At 71.6% G+C, this 17,663-nt stretch carries 17 protein-coding genes and 1 pseudogene; 9 read left to right on the top strand and 9 right to left on the bottom strand.

From position 1 onward, the window contains the following. Positions 1-23: 23 nt before the first annotated feature. From AB0D31_RS25315 to AB0D31_RS25295, 5 genes are all read right to left on the bottom strand, one after another. On the bottom strand, positions 24-428 hold the full coding sequence (locus AB0D31_RS25315; RefSeq protein WP_362727251.1) for an ATP-binding protein: 405 nt from the start codon (positions 426-428) through the stop codon (positions 24-26). Positions 429-521: 93 nt separating this feature from the next. Then, entirely contained in the window at positions 522-923 is a 402-nt protein-coding gene (locus AB0D31_RS25310; RefSeq protein WP_362727249.1) for a (deoxy)nucleoside triphosphate pyrophosphohydrolase, read from the bottom strand. A 76-nt stretch (positions 924-999) separates the two neighbouring features. Continuing rightward, the gene (locus tag AB0D31_RS25305; protein ID WP_362727247.1) at positions 1,000-1,182 is read right to left on the bottom strand and encodes an SPOR domain-containing protein; all 183 of its coding nucleotides are present in this window, start codon (positions 1,180-1,182) and stop codon (positions 1,000-1,002) included. 194 nt (positions 1,183-1,376) lie between these two features. After that, positions 1,377-2,129: a GntR family transcriptional regulator gene (locus AB0D31_RS25300; protein ID WP_362727246.1), complete on the bottom strand. Its 753-nt coding sequence runs from the start codon at positions 2,127-2,129 to the stop codon at positions 1,377-1,379. 156 nt (positions 2,130-2,285) lie between these two features. Next, complete coding sequence (locus tag AB0D31_RS25295) at positions 2,286-3,563, bottom strand: DUF4190 domain-containing protein (protein ID WP_362727244.1); 1,278 nt, start codon at positions 3,561-3,563, stop codon at positions 2,286-2,288. 510 nt (positions 3,564-4,073) lie between these two features. On the opposite strand from AB0D31_RS25295, the gene AB0D31_RS25290 reads away from it, so the two are divergent. Further along, positions 4,074-4,781: an alpha/beta fold hydrolase gene (locus tag AB0D31_RS25290; protein WP_362727242.1), complete on the top strand. Its 708-nt coding sequence runs from the start codon at positions 4,074-4,076 to the stop codon at positions 4,779-4,781. On the opposite strand, the gene AB0D31_RS25285 is transcribed toward AB0D31_RS25290, so the two are convergent. Further along, a complete protein-coding gene (locus AB0D31_RS25285) occupies positions 4,753-6,162 on the bottom strand; it encodes a class II 3-deoxy-7-phosphoheptulonate synthase (protein ID WP_362727241.1) in 1,410 nt (469 codons plus the stop codon). The genes AB0D31_RS25290 and AB0D31_RS25285 overlap by 29 nt on opposite strands. A gap of 322 nt (positions 6,163-6,484) precedes the next feature. Between AB0D31_RS25285 and AB0D31_RS25280 the strand changes: the two genes are divergently transcribed. Both AB0D31_RS25280 and AB0D31_RS25275 read left to right on the top strand, forming a co-directional pair. After that, the gene (locus AB0D31_RS25280; RefSeq protein ID WP_362727239.1) at positions 6,485-7,993 is read left to right on the top strand and encodes an anthranilate synthase component I family protein; all 1,509 of its coding nucleotides are present in this window, start codon (positions 6,485-6,487) and stop codon (positions 7,991-7,993) included. A 116-nt stretch (positions 7,994-8,109) separates the two neighbouring features. After that, on the top strand, positions 8,110-8,712 hold the full coding sequence (locus AB0D31_RS25275; RefSeq protein WP_362727302.1) for an aminodeoxychorismate/anthranilate synthase component II: 603 nt from the start codon (positions 8,110-8,112) through the stop codon (positions 8,710-8,712). Between the two features lie 4 nt (positions 8,713-8,716). On the opposite strand, the gene AB0D31_RS25270 is transcribed toward AB0D31_RS25275, so the two are convergent. Continuing rightward, positions 8,717-10,135 (bottom strand): PLP-dependent aminotransferase family protein, encoded by a 1,419-nt coding sequence (locus AB0D31_RS25270; protein WP_362727237.1) that lies wholly within the window; start codon positions 10,133-10,135, stop codon positions 8,717-8,719. Positions 10,136-10,258: 123 nt separating this feature from the next. Between AB0D31_RS25270 and trpD the strand changes: the two genes are divergently transcribed. After that, positions 10,259-11,320 carry an anthranilate phosphoribosyltransferase gene (trpD, locus tag AB0D31_RS25265; RefSeq protein ID WP_362727235.1) on the top strand — a complete coding sequence of 354 codons (1,062 nt, stop codon included), beginning with the start codon at positions 10,259-10,261 and terminating at the stop codon, positions 11,318-11,320. Between the two features lie 10 nt (positions 11,321-11,330). Here the strand turns inward: trpD and trpC are convergent, their stop codons facing one another. After that, a complete protein-coding gene (trpC, locus tag AB0D31_RS25260; RefSeq protein ID WP_362727234.1) occupies positions 11,331-12,137 on the bottom strand; it encodes an indole-3-glycerol phosphate synthase TrpC in 807 nt (268 codons plus the stop codon). A 429-nt stretch (positions 12,138-12,566) separates the two neighbouring features. Between trpC and AB0D31_RS25255 the strand changes: the two genes are divergently transcribed. The 5 genes from AB0D31_RS25255 to AB0D31_RS25235 all read left to right on the top strand — a co-directional run bounded on the left by AB0D31_RS25255 (position 12,567) and on the right by AB0D31_RS25235 (position 17,552). Further along, a complete protein-coding gene (locus AB0D31_RS25255; RefSeq protein WP_362727232.1) occupies positions 12,567-13,364 on the top strand; it encodes an AfsR/SARP family transcriptional regulator in 798 nt (265 codons plus the stop codon). A gap of 530 nt (positions 13,365-13,894) precedes the next feature. Further along, complete coding sequence (locus AB0D31_RS25250) at positions 13,895-14,872, top strand: LysR family transcriptional regulator (RefSeq protein WP_362727230.1); 978 nt, start codon at positions 13,895-13,897, stop codon at positions 14,870-14,872. A 45-nt stretch (positions 14,873-14,917) separates the two neighbouring features. After that, positions 14,918-15,196 (top strand): acyl carrier protein, encoded by a 279-nt coding sequence (locus AB0D31_RS25245; RefSeq protein ID WP_362727228.1) that lies wholly within the window; start codon positions 14,918-14,920, stop codon positions 15,194-15,196. A gap of 29 nt (positions 15,197-15,225) precedes the next feature. After that, the gene (locus tag AB0D31_RS25240) at positions 15,226-16,458 is read left to right on the top strand and encodes a beta-ketoacyl-[acyl-carrier-protein] synthase family protein (RefSeq protein WP_362727226.1); all 1,233 of its coding nucleotides are present in this window, start codon (positions 15,226-15,228) and stop codon (positions 16,456-16,458) included. After that, entirely contained in the window at positions 16,458-17,552 is a 1,095-nt protein-coding gene (locus AB0D31_RS25235; RefSeq protein WP_362727224.1) for a beta-ketoacyl synthase N-terminal-like domain-containing protein, read from the top strand. The genes AB0D31_RS25240 and AB0D31_RS25235 overlap by 1 nt, the downstream gene beginning before the upstream one ends. A 20-nt stretch (positions 17,553-17,572) precedes the next feature. On the opposite strand, the pseudogene AB0D31_RS25230 reads toward AB0D31_RS25235, so the two are convergent. Further along, positions 17,573-17,663: pseudogene (locus AB0D31_RS25230) on the bottom strand (DivIVA domain-containing protein); the annotation flags it as partial.

The raw sequence follows: 17,663 nt of genomic DNA, 5'->3' as shown, positions 1-17,663 counted from the left end.
TGATCGTCCGTCCCTCCCTCCTTCTAACCATGCAGAGCCAGCTCGAACCACACGGTCTTGCCCGTTCTGCCGCGGCGGGTCCCCCAGCGCCGTGCGGAACAGGCCACGAGCTGCATTCCCCGGCCCCCTTCGTCGTCGATTCCGGCGGTGCGTTCGACGGGCGGATCGGGCAGCGGATCGGAGACCTCCACCAGGAGGGTGGCGCTGTCGAGCCGGTCGAGCCGCACTCCGATGGGCCCCGATGCGTAGCGCAGCGCGTTGGTCACCAGCTCGCTGACCAGGAGGACCGCCACGTCGACGGCGCCGGATTCGAGCTCCCAGCCGCGCAGCGCGTCCCGGACGGCATGCCGGGCGGTCCGTACGGCCCCCGGCTCAGCAGGGAAGGTCCACTCGGCGCACTCGCCCGAGGTGTCGATCACGCCGATCACCCGCATCCGATGGTTCGGGGGGTTTAGAAACGATTAATAGGCACATACCCGGTAATTAGGACGTCCTATCCCCAAGTGGGGCGGATGGCGGCACTAATGACCCAGGTTCCCCAGAATGCGCAAAGCTTCATCGACCGCGGGACGGTCCTGGGGGAGCCAGTCGACGGTGTCGGCCTCGCCGGGTGCGAGCCAGCGCAGTTCGTCGTGGTCCTGGAGCGGGCGGGCCTCGCCTTCGAGCAGCCGCGCCGTCCATGCGTGCAGGACGAGCCCGGGCCGCAGCGGCCACTCCCCCTCGATCCGTTCCAGCGGCTCGGTCTCGATGCCGAGTTCCTCGCGCAGTTCGCGCACGAGCGCCTGCTGGGGGCTCTCGCCCGGCTCGACCTTGCCGCCGGGCAGCTCCCAGCGTCCGGCCAGCTCCGGCGGGGCGCTGCGCCGGGCGGCGAGCAGACGGCCCCGGTCGTACACGGCTCCGGCCACCACCACGGTCTCGTTCATGCGCCGGAGCGTAACGCGCGCCCGGACGGTTCCTCACACCCCTTGCCCGGTACCGCCGCTGGGCACTCGGTGCGGGTCACTGCTGGGCGGGGGCCCCGAGCCGCTCGACCCAGTAGAGCTGCTTGTGCCCGCGGTCGTCGAGGCTGTCCGCGATGCGCTGGGCCTCCGCCTGCGTCGCGTACTTGCCGACGCGGTACTGGTTGCCGTTGTCGTCCTGACGTATCACCAGCCAGCTGAGCACAGCGCCACTGTCGTTCATCGCATCTCTCCCGGCGTCGGCGTGCAGGTCAGTAAGGATCCCCAGGAAACCGCAATCCGCATATGCCCGAGCGTACGCCTGACCTTTACTCAGCGGATCCAACTTTGCACAAAGAGATACGAATTCGGTCAACGCGGCCCATGCGAACGGGGGCGCACCCGTGTGGGTGCACCCCCGTGAACGGTCCGCGCCGGCTACTTCACCGGCAGGTGGTACGCGATCCGGTAGCGGTCGGCCGGAACCACGACGTCGGCGGTCTCCACCGCGAGCCCCGATGCGTAGTACGTCCGCTCGATGACGAGGACGACGTGGCCGGGCACTCCGCCGAGCGTCAGGAGCTCCTCCGCAAGCCCCGGGCGGGCGCCGACCTCCTCGACCACGTTGTCCACCACGACGTCGATCGCGGCCATCCGCTCCACCACCCCGCATCCGCCGAGCGGCCCCTCCTCGGGCAGCATCACCGGGCTGCGGCCGGTGACGGCCAGCGGCTCCCACGACGTGGACAGCATCATCTGCTCGCCCGCGTCGCGGAACACGTACCGCGTGCGCATCACGCGGTCGCCGGGGCGGATGCCGAGCCGCTTGGCGATCTCCGGGGTCGCCTCCTCCTGCTCGCTGTTCGACTCCCATGTGCCGCGCGCGGCCTCCTCCGCCTGTTCCTGGCGGAAGGGGGTCGCGCCCCTGGCGGTGCGGTAGCCGGAGCGGGCGACGCGGCGCGGCACCGGGCGCTCGCGCACATACGTGCCCGACCCGGAGCGCCCCTCGACCAGGCCCTCCGCCATCAGCACCTTGCGCGCTTCGAGCGCCACGGTGTCCGAAACCCCGTACTCCTCGCGGATCCTGGCCTGCGAAGGAAGCCGGGTGTGCGGTGGCAGCGAGCCACTCACGATCTTCTCCCGCAGATCGCTGGCTACGCGCAGATAGGCCGGCTGCTCACCGAATGTCACTGGCCACTCCCATCAGGTTGACAGACTGCAACAGCGTGGCAACCGTGGGTTGACTCCCGCAAGCAAAGGCCAGACATTCACTCGAAGTGATGACTTGCCTCTGCCCAGGGCGTACCCGCGGTACAGCGGATACGTTCTGCCCGGCCCGTGACCTTCTCAGACGCTCTTGGAACCACCGGTTCCGGAACCGCTGCCGGTTCCGTCCTCGCCGTCGCCGCCGGAGCCACTGGATCCGCCGTCCGAGCCGCCGTCCGAGCCGCCGTCGGTGGAGGGCGGGGTCGTGGCGAGGCCCAGCGCGCCGCGGGCGGTGATCTCGTCCGCCTGCTTCTGTGCCGCGTCCGCCGCGCCGGAGTGCAGGTAGAAATCGTCGGCGTCGGTGGCGGCCGCCGCCTTCGCCCACTCCTTCTGGGCGACCTTCAGGCCGGCGATGTACGGCTGCACGGCCGAACGGGCCCCGGGCTGCCAGGCGTGCCCGCTCAACTGGCCCGTCTGCGTCTGCATCGCGCGGGCCGTCCGCCCCGCCCACTCCTTGAAGCCGGGCAGGTCGTCCTCGACCCGGTCCTTGTCGGGGGCCTTCGCCATGGCGCTCTCGACGGCGTCGGCCGCCTTCAGGAACGCGAGCTGGTCGGCGTCGAGGGAGGCGGCGTCGTTGCGTACCGACCCGGTGAGTTGGCTGCCCTGCGAGGCAAAGGCACACGTCACCGTGTGGTCGCCCATCGACCAGCTCTGCCGACTCGGCGTGTAGTAGTACGGGTCCGCCTCGGCCGGCACCTTCCACCGGTCCATGGCGTACGCCTGCTCCAGGTCGAGGCAGCGCGTGTCGGCCTGGGCGGCGATCGCGTCCTGGCCCGGGTAGGCGTCGCCGCCCGAAATCCGGAAGGAACCGGAGACCTCGCCGTCGTGGCCGCCCGAGCACGGCACGATCCGCACCGAGACGACCTCGCGCTCCAGCTTGCCGCCCGGCACGTCGAAGCAGTCACCCTTGTGCAGGTCGAGGGTGCTGCGCGTGGAACCGGAAGCGGCGCTGTTCCAGCCGTCCTTGAAGTCCCGCCAGCCGCCGGTGAGTCCGCCGGTCACGATCGAGACGACCAGCAGGATCGTGCCGATCGTGGAGAGCACGATGCCGGCGACGGCGAGCCCCTTGCCGCGCTGCCCCTTCTTCTTGATCTTCGCGAGCGCGAAGGCGCCCAGGATCAGACCGAGCGGGGGTATGCAGCACAGGATGCCGGTGACGAGGGAGGCGACGGCGAGCCCGTTCACGGGCGGCCGCTGCGGCGCCATCGGGTAGGGGTACCAGGGGCCGGTGTTCATCGGCTGCCCCGGATACGGGCCCGGCTGGACCCCCGGCGCCCGGGGCGGCGTCGGCCATCCGAACCCCTGCCCCGGCTGGGGCTCCTGGGGCTGCCCGGGCGCGGGCGGCGGCGGTATCTCCACGGGAACGGTGCTCCTCATCGGGTGGTGCGAACGCGCTGCGAACGGCTGCGCGAATGCGCATCGTACGCGGGCGCCCGCGACCCGCCGTGAGCTGCCGTCTCCGGGCCCTCTCCAGGTCATTTCCGGGCCGTCTGCGAACCGTTTCCGAACCGTCTTTGGGGCCCGATCACCATCCGTGATCGTTGGGAATGCGCGGAATGTTCCGTCGTGTCACGCTGGATTACGACGTCCTACGCGTCGCGTTCCACCCCCAGAACGGAAGCGGCGCACCCGCGACACCGGGTGCGTCGCTTTCGCCTGCCCGGTGCGTTGGCGGGCTCGGTGACGGGCTCCTCGGTGACAGAGACCTCGGTGACAGCGACCTCGGTGGCAGCGACTTCGGTGGCGGCCGGCTCGGTGTCAGGCTGTTGTCAGTCGCCGTCCGGATCCTGGGCGGCGCGTATGCGGAGCCGGCCGACACGGCACTCCGGCACGGGACTTGGGGGCGGAATGGTCTGGATACAACGCGTCGTGCCTCAGCCGTTCGCGGCACGACGGGTGATCTGTTTCCCGCACGCCGGGGGGTCGCCGTATTTCTTCCGGAGCTGGGGCAAGGCGCTCGGCGCGTGCGAGGTGTATGCCGTCTGCTATCCGGGCCGGGCCGAGCGGATAGGTGAGACTCCGGCCGCCGAACTGATACCGATGGCCCATGAAATCGCCCGTGAAGTGGTCCGACTGGCGCAGGAGGAAGCGCGGCCCACCGTCTTCTTCGGGCACAGCATGGGCGCCATCGTCGCGTATGAAACCGCCGTGGCCCTGGAACGCGAGGGAATGACGCTCGACCATTTCTTCGCCTCGGGTGCGCGGGCGCCGCGTCTGATGCGTCCCGACCCCGCCGCGCGCTGGGACGACGAATCCATCGCGGCCACATTGATGGAACTCGGCGGCACCGACGCCGAACTCCTGAGCAATCCCGCTTTCGTGGAACTCGTCATGCCGTACATCGGCGCCGATTTCCGCATGCTCGCCTCGTACGAAGGTGCGCGGCGCGCCCCGCTGGGCTGCGCAGTGACGGCTCTGGTCGGCGAGGCGGACCCCCGGGTCACGCTCCGGCAGGCCGCCGCCTGGCAGGAGACGACCCGGGGCCCCTTCGAGGTGCGCACGCTCCCCGGCGACCACTTCTACCTCGCCCAGAACCCACCGTTCCAGATCATCGAAGGGTCCGCGGCCGGGCGTTGACGCGGGGCCGCTCGCGGTACATCCGGGCCAGCTGGAAGGCCAGGTCGAGGGATTGGGTGTGGTTGAGCCGGGGGTCGCACGCCGTCTCGTAGCGGTGGTGCAGCTCCTCGGCGAGCACCGCGTTGCCGCCGCCCACGCACTCGGTCACGTCGTCGCCGGTGAGCTCCACGTGGATGCCGCCCGGGTGGCTGCCCAGCGCGTCGTGCACCTCCACGAAGCCGCGCACCTCGTCCAGGATCGCGTCGAACCGGCGGGTCTTGTGCCCGCTCGCGGCGGTGATCGTGTTGCCGTGCATGGGGTCGCTGACCCAGCAGACCTGGGCGCCCTCCGCGTTGACCTTCTCGACCAGGGTGGGCAGCAGATCGCGGACGCGCTCCGCGCCGGCCCGCACCACGAAGGTCAGCCGGCCGGCCTGGCGGTCCGGGTCGAGGCGGTCGATCAGCTGGAGGACGGTGTCGGGGGTGGTGGCCGGGCCCAGCTTGACCGCGATCGGGTTGTCGATGCGGGAGAAGTACTCGACGTGGGCGCCGTCCAGCTCCCGGGTCCGCTCGCCGATCCACAGCAGATGGGCGCTGGTGGCGTACGTACGCCCGGTCTCGGCCTCGGTGCGGGTCAGGGCCGCCTCGTAGTCCAGGAGCAGGCCCTCGTGGCCGACGAAGAACTCGGCGGTGCCCAGCTCCCGGGTGTCGACGCCGCACGCCTTCATGAAGGCGAGGCTGCGGTCGATCTCGTCGGCGAGCTCCTCGTACTGCTCGCCCACGTGCGAGTCGGCCACGAACCCCTGGTTCCAGGCGTGTACTTGACCGAGGTCCGCGAAGCCGCCGGTGGTCAGGGCGCGCACCAGGTTGAGGGTGGTGGTCGACGCCTCGTACATGGTGCGAAGGCGGCGGGGGTCGGGGCGGCGGGCCTCGGCGGTGAACTCCGGGCCGTTGACCGCGTCGCCGCGGTACGACGGCAGCGTCACCCCGTCGCGGTGCTCCTCGTTCTGCGAGCGCGGCTTGGCGTACTGCCCGGCCATCCGGCCGATCTTGACGACCGGAAGCGCGGTCGCGTGGGTCAGCACCACGGCCATCTGGAGCAGCGTCTTGAGCTTGCCGTGGATGCCGTCCGATGTGGTGCGCGCGAACGTCTCGGCGCAGTCGCCGCCCTGGAGCAGCACCGCCTCCCCGCGGGCGACCGCCGCCATGCGCCGGCGCAGCAGGTCGCACTCGGCGGCGAAGACCAGCGGCGGCGCCTGTTCGAGCCCCGCGGTGACGGCGCGCAGTTCGGCGACGTCCGGCCAGTCGGGCTGCTGCGCGGCCGGGCGGGCACGCCAGGATTCGGCGGCGTCGGCCGGCGCGGCCGGATTCTTCACTTCGGTGTCCCAGATGCTGTTTCTCATGACTGCCTCCGGTACGGGCGGACGGGGAGAGGTGCGGCGGGAAGAGATGCGAGAGGGAAGAGATGTGAGGCGGGAAGGGACGCGGGCGGGAAGAGGGGCGGGGCGGGAAGAGATGCGGGCCGCGAATGGGCGGGGAAATCGCCGGGCGGCCTGCACCAGATCAGCCCAATCGCCCGCCGGGGTCAAGCAAATCCCGAGTGGACCGTATCGGGCGCCGCCGATTGGTCTGGCACCCGTGGTGTGCCCGCTGATTTGCTGAGCGCGGCCGAGTGGTCCGTGTCGGCAGAAATACCAACCGCCCCGACATCACGAGGAGTTCACCATGCCGGGAATCAGCACGATCGGTGTGCGGGTCACCGATACGGCGCTGCCACACCACGACCCTCTCGATTTGTACGTACGGCTGCGGGAAAGCCTCGCCGCGTCCGACGTATTCCTCTTCGAAAGCGTGGACGGCGCCGATCAGGACCGCCGCTGGGCCGTCGTCGGCTTCGGCCGGCTCGCCGAGATCCGGGTCCACGACGGGTTCGTGGAGATCGACGGCGCGGCCCGGGTCGCCGACGCTCTGGCCGCCCGTGCGTCGGCCGCCGGGATGGCGGGGCACACGGTCGAGGACGGGGTGCACCGGCTCACCTTCACCGGCGCCGAGCAGATGTGGGACGTACTGGCCGAAGCGCAGGCCCTGTTCCACGTCGCCACCGACATCCCGGCGACGGCGTACGCCTTCGGCTTCCTGACGACGTTCGCCTACGAGTCGGCCTGGCACATGGAGTCCCTGCCCCGGCGCACCAAGGCGACGGACGGCCCCGACATCACGCTGACGCTGTTCCGCGACACCGTCTGGTACGACCTGGTCACCGGTTCGGTACGTCAACTCCGCGCGGAGAGCGCGGCGTTCGCGGACCAACCGCGGGTCGCGGACGCGGTCCGGGCCGCGGGTGACGCGTGGAGCGCCGGGCGCACCGGGACGACCGCGGCGCCGCAGGCACCCGTTCCGCTCTCGGTGCGCGACAGCGTGAGCCGCGAGACGTTCCTGGGCTGGGCCGAGAGGTGCCTCGAACACATCCGGGTCGGCGACATCTACCAGATCCAGATCGGCCACCGCATCGACGTCCGCACCGCGTTGGACCCGGTCGGGGTCTACCGCAGGCTGCGCGGCCGCAACCCGTCGCCCTACATGTATCTGATGCCGCGCGCGGGCCGCACCCTCATCGGCGCCAGCCCCGAGCTGTTCGTGCGGATCGAGGGCGACGAGATCACGATGCGCCCCATCGCGGGTACCGCACGGCGCTGCGCGGACCCGGAGGAGAACGAGCGCCGCATCAAGGAGATGCGCGAGAGCACCAAGGAGCAGGCCGAACACATCATGCTGGTCGACCTGTGCCGCAACGACATCGGGCGGGTGACCCGGCCGAGTACCCAGCCGGTGGCCCAGCTGATGGCGGTCGAGACGTACTCGCACGTCTTCCACCTGGTCTCGACGGTCACGGGCCGCCTGGAGCCGGACGTCGACGCCTGGCAGGCGCTGCGCGCGACCTTCCCGGCCGGCACCATGACGGGCGCGCCCAAGGTGCGGGCCATGGAGATCATCGACACCCTGGAACAGGAGCGGCGCGGCAGTTACGCGGGCGCCGTGGGCCTGGTCGACGTACGCGGCTGGAGCGAGCTCGCGCTCACCATCCGCACCATCGAGTACGACGGTGAGACGTACTCCACGCAGAGTTCGGCGGGCATGGTCGCGCAGTCCGATCCCGACGCGGAGTGGCGCGAGACGCTGGCGAAAATGGGGGCGGCCTACTGGGCGCTCACCGGTGAGGAGCTGTCGTCGTGACGGCGGAGGCAGGACGGACGGGGGCGGCGCAGATGGCGGGACGGACGGCGGAGGCAGGACGGGCGGGGGCGGCGCAGATGACCGGGCGGGCGGAAACGGGCGGTGGCGCGGGCGGGATGAAGGTGCTGCTGATCGACGCGTACGACAGCTTCGTGCACATCATCGACCAGTACCTGCGCACCCTGGGCGCACGCACCGAGGTCGTACGGTCGCGGACGCTCTCGCCCGATGAGCTCGCCGCCCGCGAACCCGACGCGGTGGTGCTGGGGCCGGGGCCCGGGCATCCCGCCGAGTCGGGCCATGTGGAGCTCGTGCACCGGTTCGCGGGGCGGGTTCCGCTGCTCGGGGTGTGCCTGGGTCACCAGGCGATCGCGCTGGCGCACGGCGGCCGGATCGAGGTCGCGGACCAGGTGATGCACGGGCGCACCAGCACGGTGCGGCACGACGGCGCCGGTCTCTTCGACGGGCTCGGCCACACCCTGGAAGTGACCCGGTACCACTCGCTGATCGTCGCCGAGCCGCTCCCCGCCGAGCTGGTCTCCACGGCGGTCGCCGTGGACCACGGCTATCTGATGGGGCTGCGCCACCGCACCCTGCCGATCGAGGGGGTGCAGTTCCACCCGGAGTCCATCACCACCACGGGCGGCCTCGCCATGCTCGACAACTTCCTGGAATCGGCGGACCGTTGGCGCTCCGGGGCGCAGCTCGCCGGCGTCTGATCCGTCACCAGCGGGCGGCCGCCGCCAGCGCGCGGACGGCTTCCCCCACCCCCGAGCGCGGCAGGTGGGCGTGGCCGACCACCAGGGCCGGGGCGGCGCGCCCCGGCCCCGCGTGGAAGGCGGCCGCGCCGCGCAGCAGCACGGCGCGGCGCAGCGCCTTGGCCACCACCGCCGCCTCGTCGCTGCCCCGGGGCAGTTGGAGGTAGGCGTGCAGTCCCGCGCCCCTGCCCAGGACGGCGGCCCCCGGCAGATGGCGGCGTACCGCCTCCTCCAGCACGTCGCGCCGGCTGCGGCACAGCGCGTTCAGCCGGCGCAGATGGCGGTCGAAGAGACCGGTGCGCAGCAGCTCGGCGAAGGCCAGCTGGGTGAGGGTCTCGGTGCCGAGGTCCTGCCGTGCGCGGGCGCGCATCAGCAGGTCGAGCAGGGGCTCGGGCGCCGCGAGCCAGCCCAGGCGCAGGCCCGGCGCGAGGGACTTGCTGGCCGTGCCGGCGTAGACGACCCGCTCGGGGTCGGTGCGCTGCAACGCCAGGGGGCGTGGCCCGCGTTCGTACCACAGGCCTCCGTCGTAGTCGTCCTCGATCACCCAGCCGTCGACGTCGCGGGCCCAGCGGGCCAGTGCCGCACGGCGGCGCGGGGAGAGGGTGACTCCGGTCGGGAACTGGTGGGCCGGGGTGACGAGCACGGCGCGGGCCCCGCTCGCGGCGAGCGCGTCGACGTCGATGCCCTCGGCGTCGACGGGGACCGGCACGGCCCGCAGCCCGCTCTCGCGTACGAACTGCCGCTGCCCGGGGTGGCCCGGATCCTCGATGGCGAGCGCGTCGATACCGAGGCGGGGCAGCACGGTGCACATCAGGCCGAGCGTCTGGGCGAAGCCGGCCACGACCATCAGCTGCTCGGCGGAGGTACGCACCCCGCGCAACCTGCCGAGATAGTGGGCGAGTTCGAGACGCAGGCCGTGCTCGCCGGCGAGCGAGGGGTAGTCGTGGTCGTCCGAGTCCGCCTCGTACAGGACGCGTTGGTAGCAGCTGAGCCATTCGCGGCGGGGAAAGGCGGGGAGGTTGCCGCCGCCCGGCCGCAGGTCCCAGCGGACCGGGGCGGGCGGCGTCCCGTCGTCCCGGCCGTCCGCGCCTGGTTCGTCGAGGAGCGCCGGCACCACCGAGAGCTCAGCGCCGAGATGGCGTACGACGCGGGTGCCGGCGCCCTGGACCGCCTCCAGGTACCCCTCGGCGACGAGCTGCCCGTAGGCCTCCACCACTACGCTGCGTGACACGTCGAGGTCGTCGGCGAGCCGCCGGCTGGACGGCAGCCGGGTGCCGGGATGGAGAATTCCCTCGGCTATCTCCCTTTTGATGAAATTCTGGATCTGCGAGGTCAGGGAATTCGAGGAGTCCCTGACCACCTCCACCGCCATGTGCAGGGCCACGGCACCTGCCCCCCTTTCGAATTGGACCGTAGTTCTCGCCGGACAGTGGTCTGGAGGGCGCTTTGCGCGCCTCACACAATGGGTGGTGCACCCTTCTGATGGCGCCGTTCAAGGAGATTCCCCGTGACTGCAGAGCCGCAGGGTCGTACCTGGCCGGAATTGCTGAACTCCCTTCTGGAACGCCGGGACCTGAGCCCCGAGGACGCCGCCTGGGCGATGGACCAGGTGATGACCGGCAGCGCAGGCCCCGCCCGCCTCGCCGCCTTCGTGGTGGCGCTGCGCGCCAAGGGCGAGACCGCCGACGAGATCGAGGGCCTGGTGGACGCGATGCGCCGGCACGCGGTGCCGCTGCACGTTTCCGGAGCCACCCTCGACATCGTCGGGACCGGCGGGGACGGTTCCAACAGCGTCAACGTCTCCACCATGTCGGCGGTCGTGGCGGCCGCGGCGGGCGCCCGGGTCGTCAAGCACGGCAACCGCTCGGCGTCGTCCGCGTGCGGCTCCGCCGACGTCCTCGAAGAGCTCGGGGTCGCGCTCGACCTCGAACCGGAGGTGGTGGCGACCGTCGCCGAGGAGACCGGCATCACCTTCTGCTTCGCCTCGGTGTTCCACCCGTCGATGCGGCACGCGGCCCCGCCACGCCGCGAACTCGGGATCCGTACGGTCTTCAACGCGCTCGGCCCGATCAGCAATCCGGCCGATCCCACCGCGCAGGCGGTCGGGGTCGCCGACCCGCGCCTGGCGCCGCTGCTCGCCGAGGTGCTGGCCCGGCGTGACGTGTCGGCGCTGGTCTTCCGGGGCGACGACGGAATGGACGAACTGACGGTCACCACTACCTCCACGGTCTGGTCGGTCCATGAGTCCGGGGTGCGGCGCGAGTCGTTCGACCCGCGGTCCATCGGCATCGGCCACTCCTCCCCCGACGCGCTGCGCGGCGGTGACCGGGCGTACAACGCGCGGGTGGCCCGCGAGATCTTCGCGGGGGCGCGCGGCCCGGTCAGGGACGCCGTCCTGCTCTCGGCCGCCGCGGGTCTCGCGGCTCTCGCCCCGAGCGGGCGTCCCATCGCGGAGCGCCTCGGCGCGGGTGCCGAGCGGGCCGCCGAGGCGATCGACTCGGGCGCGGCGGCGGCCGTACTGGAGCGCTGGGCGAGCGTCACCGCCAAGTACGCGGCGCAGGGGGCCTAGCGCAGGGGGCCTAGGCAGGCCGGGCGGGTGCGCGCCGGCCCGCCTCGACCAGGGCGGCGACCGCGGCGGCCGGGTTCGCCCCGGTGACCACCGCCTCGCCGACCAGCACGGCGTCGGCCCCGTGCGAGGCGTACGCGATCACGTCCGCGGGGCCGCGGACGCCGGACTCGGCGATGCGCACCACGTCCTCGGGGATGCCGGGCGCCAGTCGCGCGAAGGTGGTGCGGTCGACGTCGAGGGTGCGCAGGTCGCGGGCGTTGACGCCGATCACGCCGGCGCCCGCTTCGAGCGCCCGCTCCACCTCGCGCTCGTCGTGCGCCTCGACCAGCGGGGTGAGCCCGATCTCCCCTGCCAGGGCGTGCAGTTCACGCAGCGCCGCCGGTTCGAGGGCGGCGACGACGAGCAGGACGAGCTCCGCGCCGTGGGCGCGCGCCTCCCACAGCTGGTAGGGGTCGACGATGAAGTCCTTGCGCAGCAGCGGCACGTCGACCCGGGCCGCCACGGCGTCCAGGTCGGCGAGCGAGCCGCCGAAGCGGCGCCCCTCGGTGAGCACGCTGATGGCCGCGGCGCCGCCGGCCGCATAGGCGGCGGCGAGTTCGGCGGGGTCGGCGATCTCGGCGAGCGCGCCCTTGGACGGGCTGGACCGCTTGACCTCCGCGATGACCCGCACGCCCGACGCGCCGCGCAGCAGCGCCGCGGCGTCCCGTCCGGGGCCGGCGGCGAGCGCACGTGCGCGTACCTCGGCGAGGGGGACCCGCCGTCGGCGCAGGGCCAGATCCTCGCGGGCTCCCTCGACGAGCCGGTCGAGTGTGTTCATGGGTGCGTCCTTCCCGGTGCGGACGCCCGGGGCCCCGGAGGAGCCGGTCGGGCGGGTGCCCGGTGGGTGGCGCCACGGAGGGGAACAGTAGGGAGGGCTGCGGGCCCGGGCCACGTCCTTAAGACTTGGCTGAAACTCACAGGTAGGAACTCGGCGGCCCTCGGAATTCCTCGGCGGGGCGACAAGCAGCCCTGCGGCGACAGTCATATGCCTGCTCCTCAAACGCCGCGCCCACCTGCTCCAACGGCATCGACTCCCCCATATCCCCACGTTTTCTCCACAGCGAAGGACCCGGCCCCACAAACCGGTTAGTGGGTTTTTTAAAGCCATACCACCGGCCCTCGTGGCCGAGGGGCAAGTGATATTTCCCGGCCGGGCGGGCTTGGCGGACAGTGGTATCAACACTTGCTGATAACGGGGGTTACCGCTGTGGAAATCAAGGTCCTGGGTGAACTCTCTCTGTCCGACGGGAACCAGCACTCCGCCGTGGCGTCGAAGCGCGCGAGCACCGTCCTGACCCTGCTCGCCCTGACTCCCCAGGCCCCGGTCCTCTTCGACCAACTCGTGGACGAGCTGTGGGCGGACCAGACGATGACCAACCCGCGCAATGCCCTGCAGGCGATCGTGAGCCGGCTGCGCAAGGTCCTGGAGTCGGTGACGGGGGTGAAGGGGGACGAGATCGTACGCACCGGCAGCAACGGCTACCTCCTCGACGTGCCGGCCGAGACGATCGACGCCCACCGGTTCCTGGCCCTCGCGCAGACCGGCTCCGCGCTGGTCCACCGGGATCCGTCCGGCGCCATCACCGCCCTGGAGCAGGCGCTCGACCTGTGGCGCGGGCCGGCCCTGATGGACGCACGGGACGGGATGCGCTGCCAGATCCACGCGGTCGGCCTCGAAGAGCGCCGCATCACCGCCTTCGAGGACCTGACGATGGCCAAGCTCGCGGTCGACGTGGAGCGGATCTCCATGTCCGAGCTGCGCCAGCTCGCCGCCGAGCACTCCGAGCGGGAGCGCCTCAGCGAGCTGCTGATGCTCGCGCTCTACCGCGACGGCCGCCAGACTGAGGCCCTTGAGGTGTTCCACGGCGCGCGCCGGCGGCTCGCGAGCGATCTCGCCCTCGAACCCGGACCGGCCCTGCACCTGGCCTACGAGGCGATCCTGAGACAGGACATCGTGCTGGGCCATCCGCGGCGGGCCCTGCTCGGCTCGGGCAGAGGCCTCTGACAAAGGCGACGGCCGCCGCCTGGGTCTCCGACGGCGGCGGCGCACCGCCGCGCGGACCGTTTCACCCCTCCCGCCCGCCCCTCGATCCCGGTCACCCGGGTCCGCGGGGCGGGCGGTTTCCTGTGTTCCGGACCGCGTCGCCGAGCGCCCCGCGCGGACAATGTCCGGTTTACCCGCAATAAGGTTCGCAGCATTCTGAATTTACTTGCAGCGGGTGCACCGCAATGGCTAAATGTTAACGTGAGTGGACACCTTGCGATCAGTGGACACCTTGCGATCACTCGAAGATACGCAATCGGCGAGAACGGCGAGAACGGGTCTTGCCGTCGGGGGCTCCGGCCTCTCGGCGGCGTCACTGACCCGGCGGGGGAAGAGGGCCGCGGGGCCGTGCCGTACCGGCCGCTCCCGGCCCGTACGGGGGAAGGGGAGGGCGATGCCCGGTCCGGTGATTCGACGGGAGCACGGGGCGACCCGACAGCGAGCGTCATGACAATTCGGCCGCGTCAATTGAATCACGAGATTGCAGGAATATGGATCTGGAACTGAGACACGCACGGGCTGTTTCCATCATCGCAGAGGCCGGGAGCATATCCAAGGCGGCAGTCCGGCTCAATCTTCCCCAGCCCAGCCTGACCGCGCAATTGCGCAGGATAGAGAAAATGCTCGGCGGGGACCTTTTCGTACGGTCGAGTTCCGGCATTGTGCCGACCCCGCGGGGCAAGCGGCTGATCCCGATGCTGGCCGGTCTCGTCCAGCAGGCCGACGACGTGATCGGCGAGGCCGCCGCGAGCACCACCATCACGCTGCGTTTCGGCAACACCGAGTGGACACCGCCCACCCTGCTCGGCGCGATACAGGCGGCGGTGCCCGCCGTGGACGTGGAGACCGAGACGCTCGCCCCGGCCGCCGCCGTCGACGCGGTCCACCGCGGGGCGCTCACCGTCGCGATGGTGCCCTGCTCGGCCACGGACATGCCGGAGTCCTTACTCCAGACGGGACTTGAGACCAAGGTCATCGTCCGTGAGCCGATCTGGCTCGCGGTGCCGCGCGACCATCCCCTGGCCGGCCGGCCCTTCGTGGACGCCACCCATCTCTCCACGCTGCGCTGGGTCCACTACTCGCGGGACCACTGGTTCCACGACATCGAGAAGAAGCTCCTCGCCAAGCTCCACCACACCGACCTCGGGGCGGCGCACTACGCCGACGGCCACCACGAGGCGATGAGCTGGGTCAGGGACGCCGACGCCGCCGCCCTGACCACCGCGACGGGTGCCACCGTCGACGTGGTCCTGGTGCCGATCCGCGAGACGCAGTGCATCGCCCAACTGCTGGTCTGGCGCCGCGACACGGTCGCGCGGGACACCCTGTGCCGGCTCGTGGACACCGTACGGCAGTACTACTGCGCCTATGCCCGCTCCATCCCCCGCTACCTCTCCTGGATCATGGAACACCCCGCGGAGTTCCCCGAGTTGGAGCGCTATCTGCCGGTGCGGGCGCAAGCGGGATGAGGCTGTGTCAGTTCGCTGTCAGGGCCCTTCGGCAGCATCGCCCGCATGACGACAACACAGCACGTGGACGCCGAGGGCCGTGCCACGATCAAGGGCATCATCTGCGACATCCTTGAGATCGACGAGGCCGAGATGACCGACACGAGCCGCTTCAAGGAGGACCACGAAGCGGACTCGATGGGCGCCATCGAGATCCTCTCCCAGCTCGAGCGCGCCTTCGGGATCGACATCGACCAGGCCGAACTGGCCCGGATGGTGCATCTCGAAGGCGTCGTCACGGTGGTCGACGAGGCCGTCGCGGCCAAGGCGGCCGCGTCCCTCTAGGCGCCGGGACCGAGTGAGGGGAGCGCAGGTTGTACGACGACGACGAGCGGCCGCGCCGAGTGGTGATCACCGGGCTCGGCACGGTCACCAGTATCGGCCTGGGCGTCGAGGCCTTCCTCGACGGGCTGCGGGCGGGGCGCAGCGGCGCCAAGCCGATCACGGCCTTCGAAACGGAGGGGTTCGCGCACGCCAACGGATGCGAGGTCGACGACTTCGACCCCGCCGAGTGGATCCACCACGTGGACCCCGAGGAGCTGGGGCGGGCCACCCAGTTCTCGGTCGCCGCCGCCAACATGGCGGTGGCGGACTCGGGCCTCACTCTCGAAGAACTCAGGCGGCGCCGGGCGCTGGTCTCGGTGGGCACCACCGACGCCGAGTCCCGCGACCTCGACACCCTGGTGGGCGTCCAACTGGAGTACGGGCCCCAGCAGTTGGCGCCCACCGTCGCCCGCAGGGCGCAGGCGGGACGGCTGTCCACCGGCATCATCCGCGAGCTGGGCCTGGTCGATGTCGAGGCGCTGACCATTCCCACCGCGTGCGCGGCCGGCAACTACGCCATCGGCAGCGGCTTCGACGCCATCCGTGACGGCGAGGTCGATGTGGCGTTGTGCGGCGGCGCGGACGCCGTGTGCCGCAAGACCTTCGCCGGTTTCTACCGGCTCGGCACCATCGCCCCCGAGGTGTGCCAGCCCTTCGACAAGGACCGCAAGGGCATCCTCACCGGCGAGGGCGCCGGCATCCTGCTGATGGAGAGCCTGGACTCGGCGCTGGCGCGCGGTGCCCGCATCCACGCCGAGGTGCTCGGCTACGGGCTCAACTGCGACGCGCACCACCCGGTCGCTCCGGACCGGGACAGCCTGGCCCGGTGCATGGAGATCGCCCACCGCAACGCCGGCGTGAAGCCGCAGGACATCGACTTCATCTCCGCGCACGGCACCGGGACCCGCGCCAACGACGTCACCGAGGCCGGCGCGATCCGCCAGGTCTTCGCGACGCCGCCGCCCACCATCTCGATCAAGTCGATGATCGGGCACTCCATGGGCGCCGCGAGCGCGCTGGCGTCCGCCGCCTGCGCGCTGGCCCTCACCGAGGGTTTCATCCCGCCCACGATCAACCATCACGAGACCGACCCGGAGTGCGGCCTGGACTGTGTGCCCAACCAGGCGCGGCCCGCCGAGCTGAACGTGGTCCAGAACAACGCGCTCGCCTTCGCGGGCAACAACGCCGTGCTCATCCTGGGCCGGTACCGGGAGGCCGCGTGATGTCCGAACTGGTCCTCTCCGCCTGGTCGGTGGTCTCCCCCTACGGCGTGGGCAGCGAGCCCTTCGGCGCCGGGATCGGCGCGGGGACGAGCGGGGTCGGCCCGCTCGACCGGGACGCGTGGCCCGGCCCGTTCGACCGGTGCGGCCTGGTGCCCGACTTCACCGCCGCCGAGTACGTCGGCAAGAAGGGCACCCGCACCATGGACCGCGTCACGGCGATCGCCGTCACCGCGGTCGGCCGGCTCCTCGCGTCCTGCGGTGACGATCTCACCGCGCGGCCCGAGCAGATCGGACTGGTCCTCGGCACCGGCTCGGGCAGCGTCCAGAGCATCATGGACTTCACCCGCGACTCCCTGGTGGGCGAGCGCCCGTACCACGTCGATCCGGCCCGCTTCCCGAACACCGTGATGAACCGGGCGGCCGGCCAGAGCGCGATCTGGCACGGCATCAAGGGCCCCAACACCACGGTCGCGGGCGGCTGGCTCACCGGTCTGCTGGCGCTGAGCTACGCGGTGCGGCTGCACCGGGGCGGCCACTGCGAGCGGGTGCTGTGCGGCGCGGCCGAGGAGTACTCCACGCAGCGCGCCTGGCTCGAATGGCACGGACGGGCCCCCGAGGAGCGGGAGACGCCGCTCGGTGAGGGTGCGGCCGTCTTCCTGATGGAGACCGCGTCCGAAGCGCGCGCGGCGGGCCGCACCCCGCTGGCCCGGGTCCTCACGACCCGCTTCCGGGCGTACGCCGAGCGGGCCGAGGCGCAGAAGGCGCTCGCCGAGTGCGTGGGCAGCGCCCTGGACAGGGCGGGGGTGGCCCCCGAGGCGGTCCGTCTGGTCGCGCCGCTCGGCGCGGGTGCCGAGCTCGCCGCCTTGGAGGACGCCGGGGTCAAGGACGCCCTCGGCACCGCGACGCCCGAGTGGCTGCGCTGCCGGCCGCTGCTCGGCGACACCTCCGCCGCCTCCAACAGTCTGCAACTGGCCGCGGTGCTCGCCACGGCGGGCGGCTCGGGCCTGGCCCCCGGCGAGGCCGCCCTGGTCACCGGCGTCGACCGGGACGGCACGGTCGGCTGCGCGGTGCTCGGGGGCGCGGACCGCGCCTAGGCGATCGCGCCGTAAACCGGGAGCAGTCGGGTCAGCTCCGACTCGACCTCGTCGAGGAAGGCATCGACCTCGTCCTCGTCATAGCCTTCTCGGAGGCGGCGACGGTGTGTC

It is taken from the genome of Streptomyces sp. NPDC048361 (genome assembly GCF_040651795.1).
GTDB lineage: Bacteria > Actinomycetota > Actinomycetes > Streptomycetales > Streptomycetaceae > Streptomyces.
The sequence above is the reverse complement of the archived record's forward strand: the minus strand, read 5'-3'. Positions and strand labels throughout refer to the sequence as shown.

Bases quoted from the DNA above. Each gene is read 5' to 3' on its own strand.
- trpC (WP_362727234.1), bottom strand. From the start codon at position 12,137: ATGAACACACTCGACCGGCTCGTCGAGGGAGCCCGCGAGGATCTGGCC.
- AB0D31_RS25235 (WP_362727224.1), top strand. From the start codon at position 16,458: ATGTCCGAACTGGTCCTCTCCGCCTGGTCGGTGGTCTCCCCCTACGGC.
- AB0D31_RS25245 (WP_362727228.1), top strand. From the start codon at position 14,918: ATGACGACAACACAGCACGTGGACGCCGAGGGCCGTGCCACGATCAAG.
- AB0D31_RS25310 (WP_362727249.1), bottom strand. From the start codon at position 923: ATGAACGAGACCGTGGTGGTGGCCGGAGCCGTGTACGACCGGGGCCGT.
- AB0D31_RS25285 (WP_362727241.1), bottom strand. From the start codon at position 6,162: ATGAGAAACAGCATCTGGGACACCGAAGTGAAGAATCCGGCCGCGCCG.
- AB0D31_RS25275 (WP_362727302.1), top strand. From the start codon at position 8,110: ATGAAGGTGCTGCTGATCGACGCGTACGACAGCTTCGTGCACATCATC.
- AB0D31_RS25305 (WP_362727247.1), bottom strand. From the start codon at position 1,182: ATGAACGACAGTGGCGCTGTGCTCAGCTGGCTGGTGATACGTCAGGAC.
- AB0D31_RS25250 (WP_362727230.1), top strand. From the start codon at position 13,895: ATGGATCTGGAACTGAGACACGCACGGGCTGTTTCCATCATCGCAGAG.
- AB0D31_RS25280 (WP_362727239.1), top strand. From the start codon at position 6,485: ATGCCGGGAATCAGCACGATCGGTGTGCGGGTCACCGATACGGCGCTG.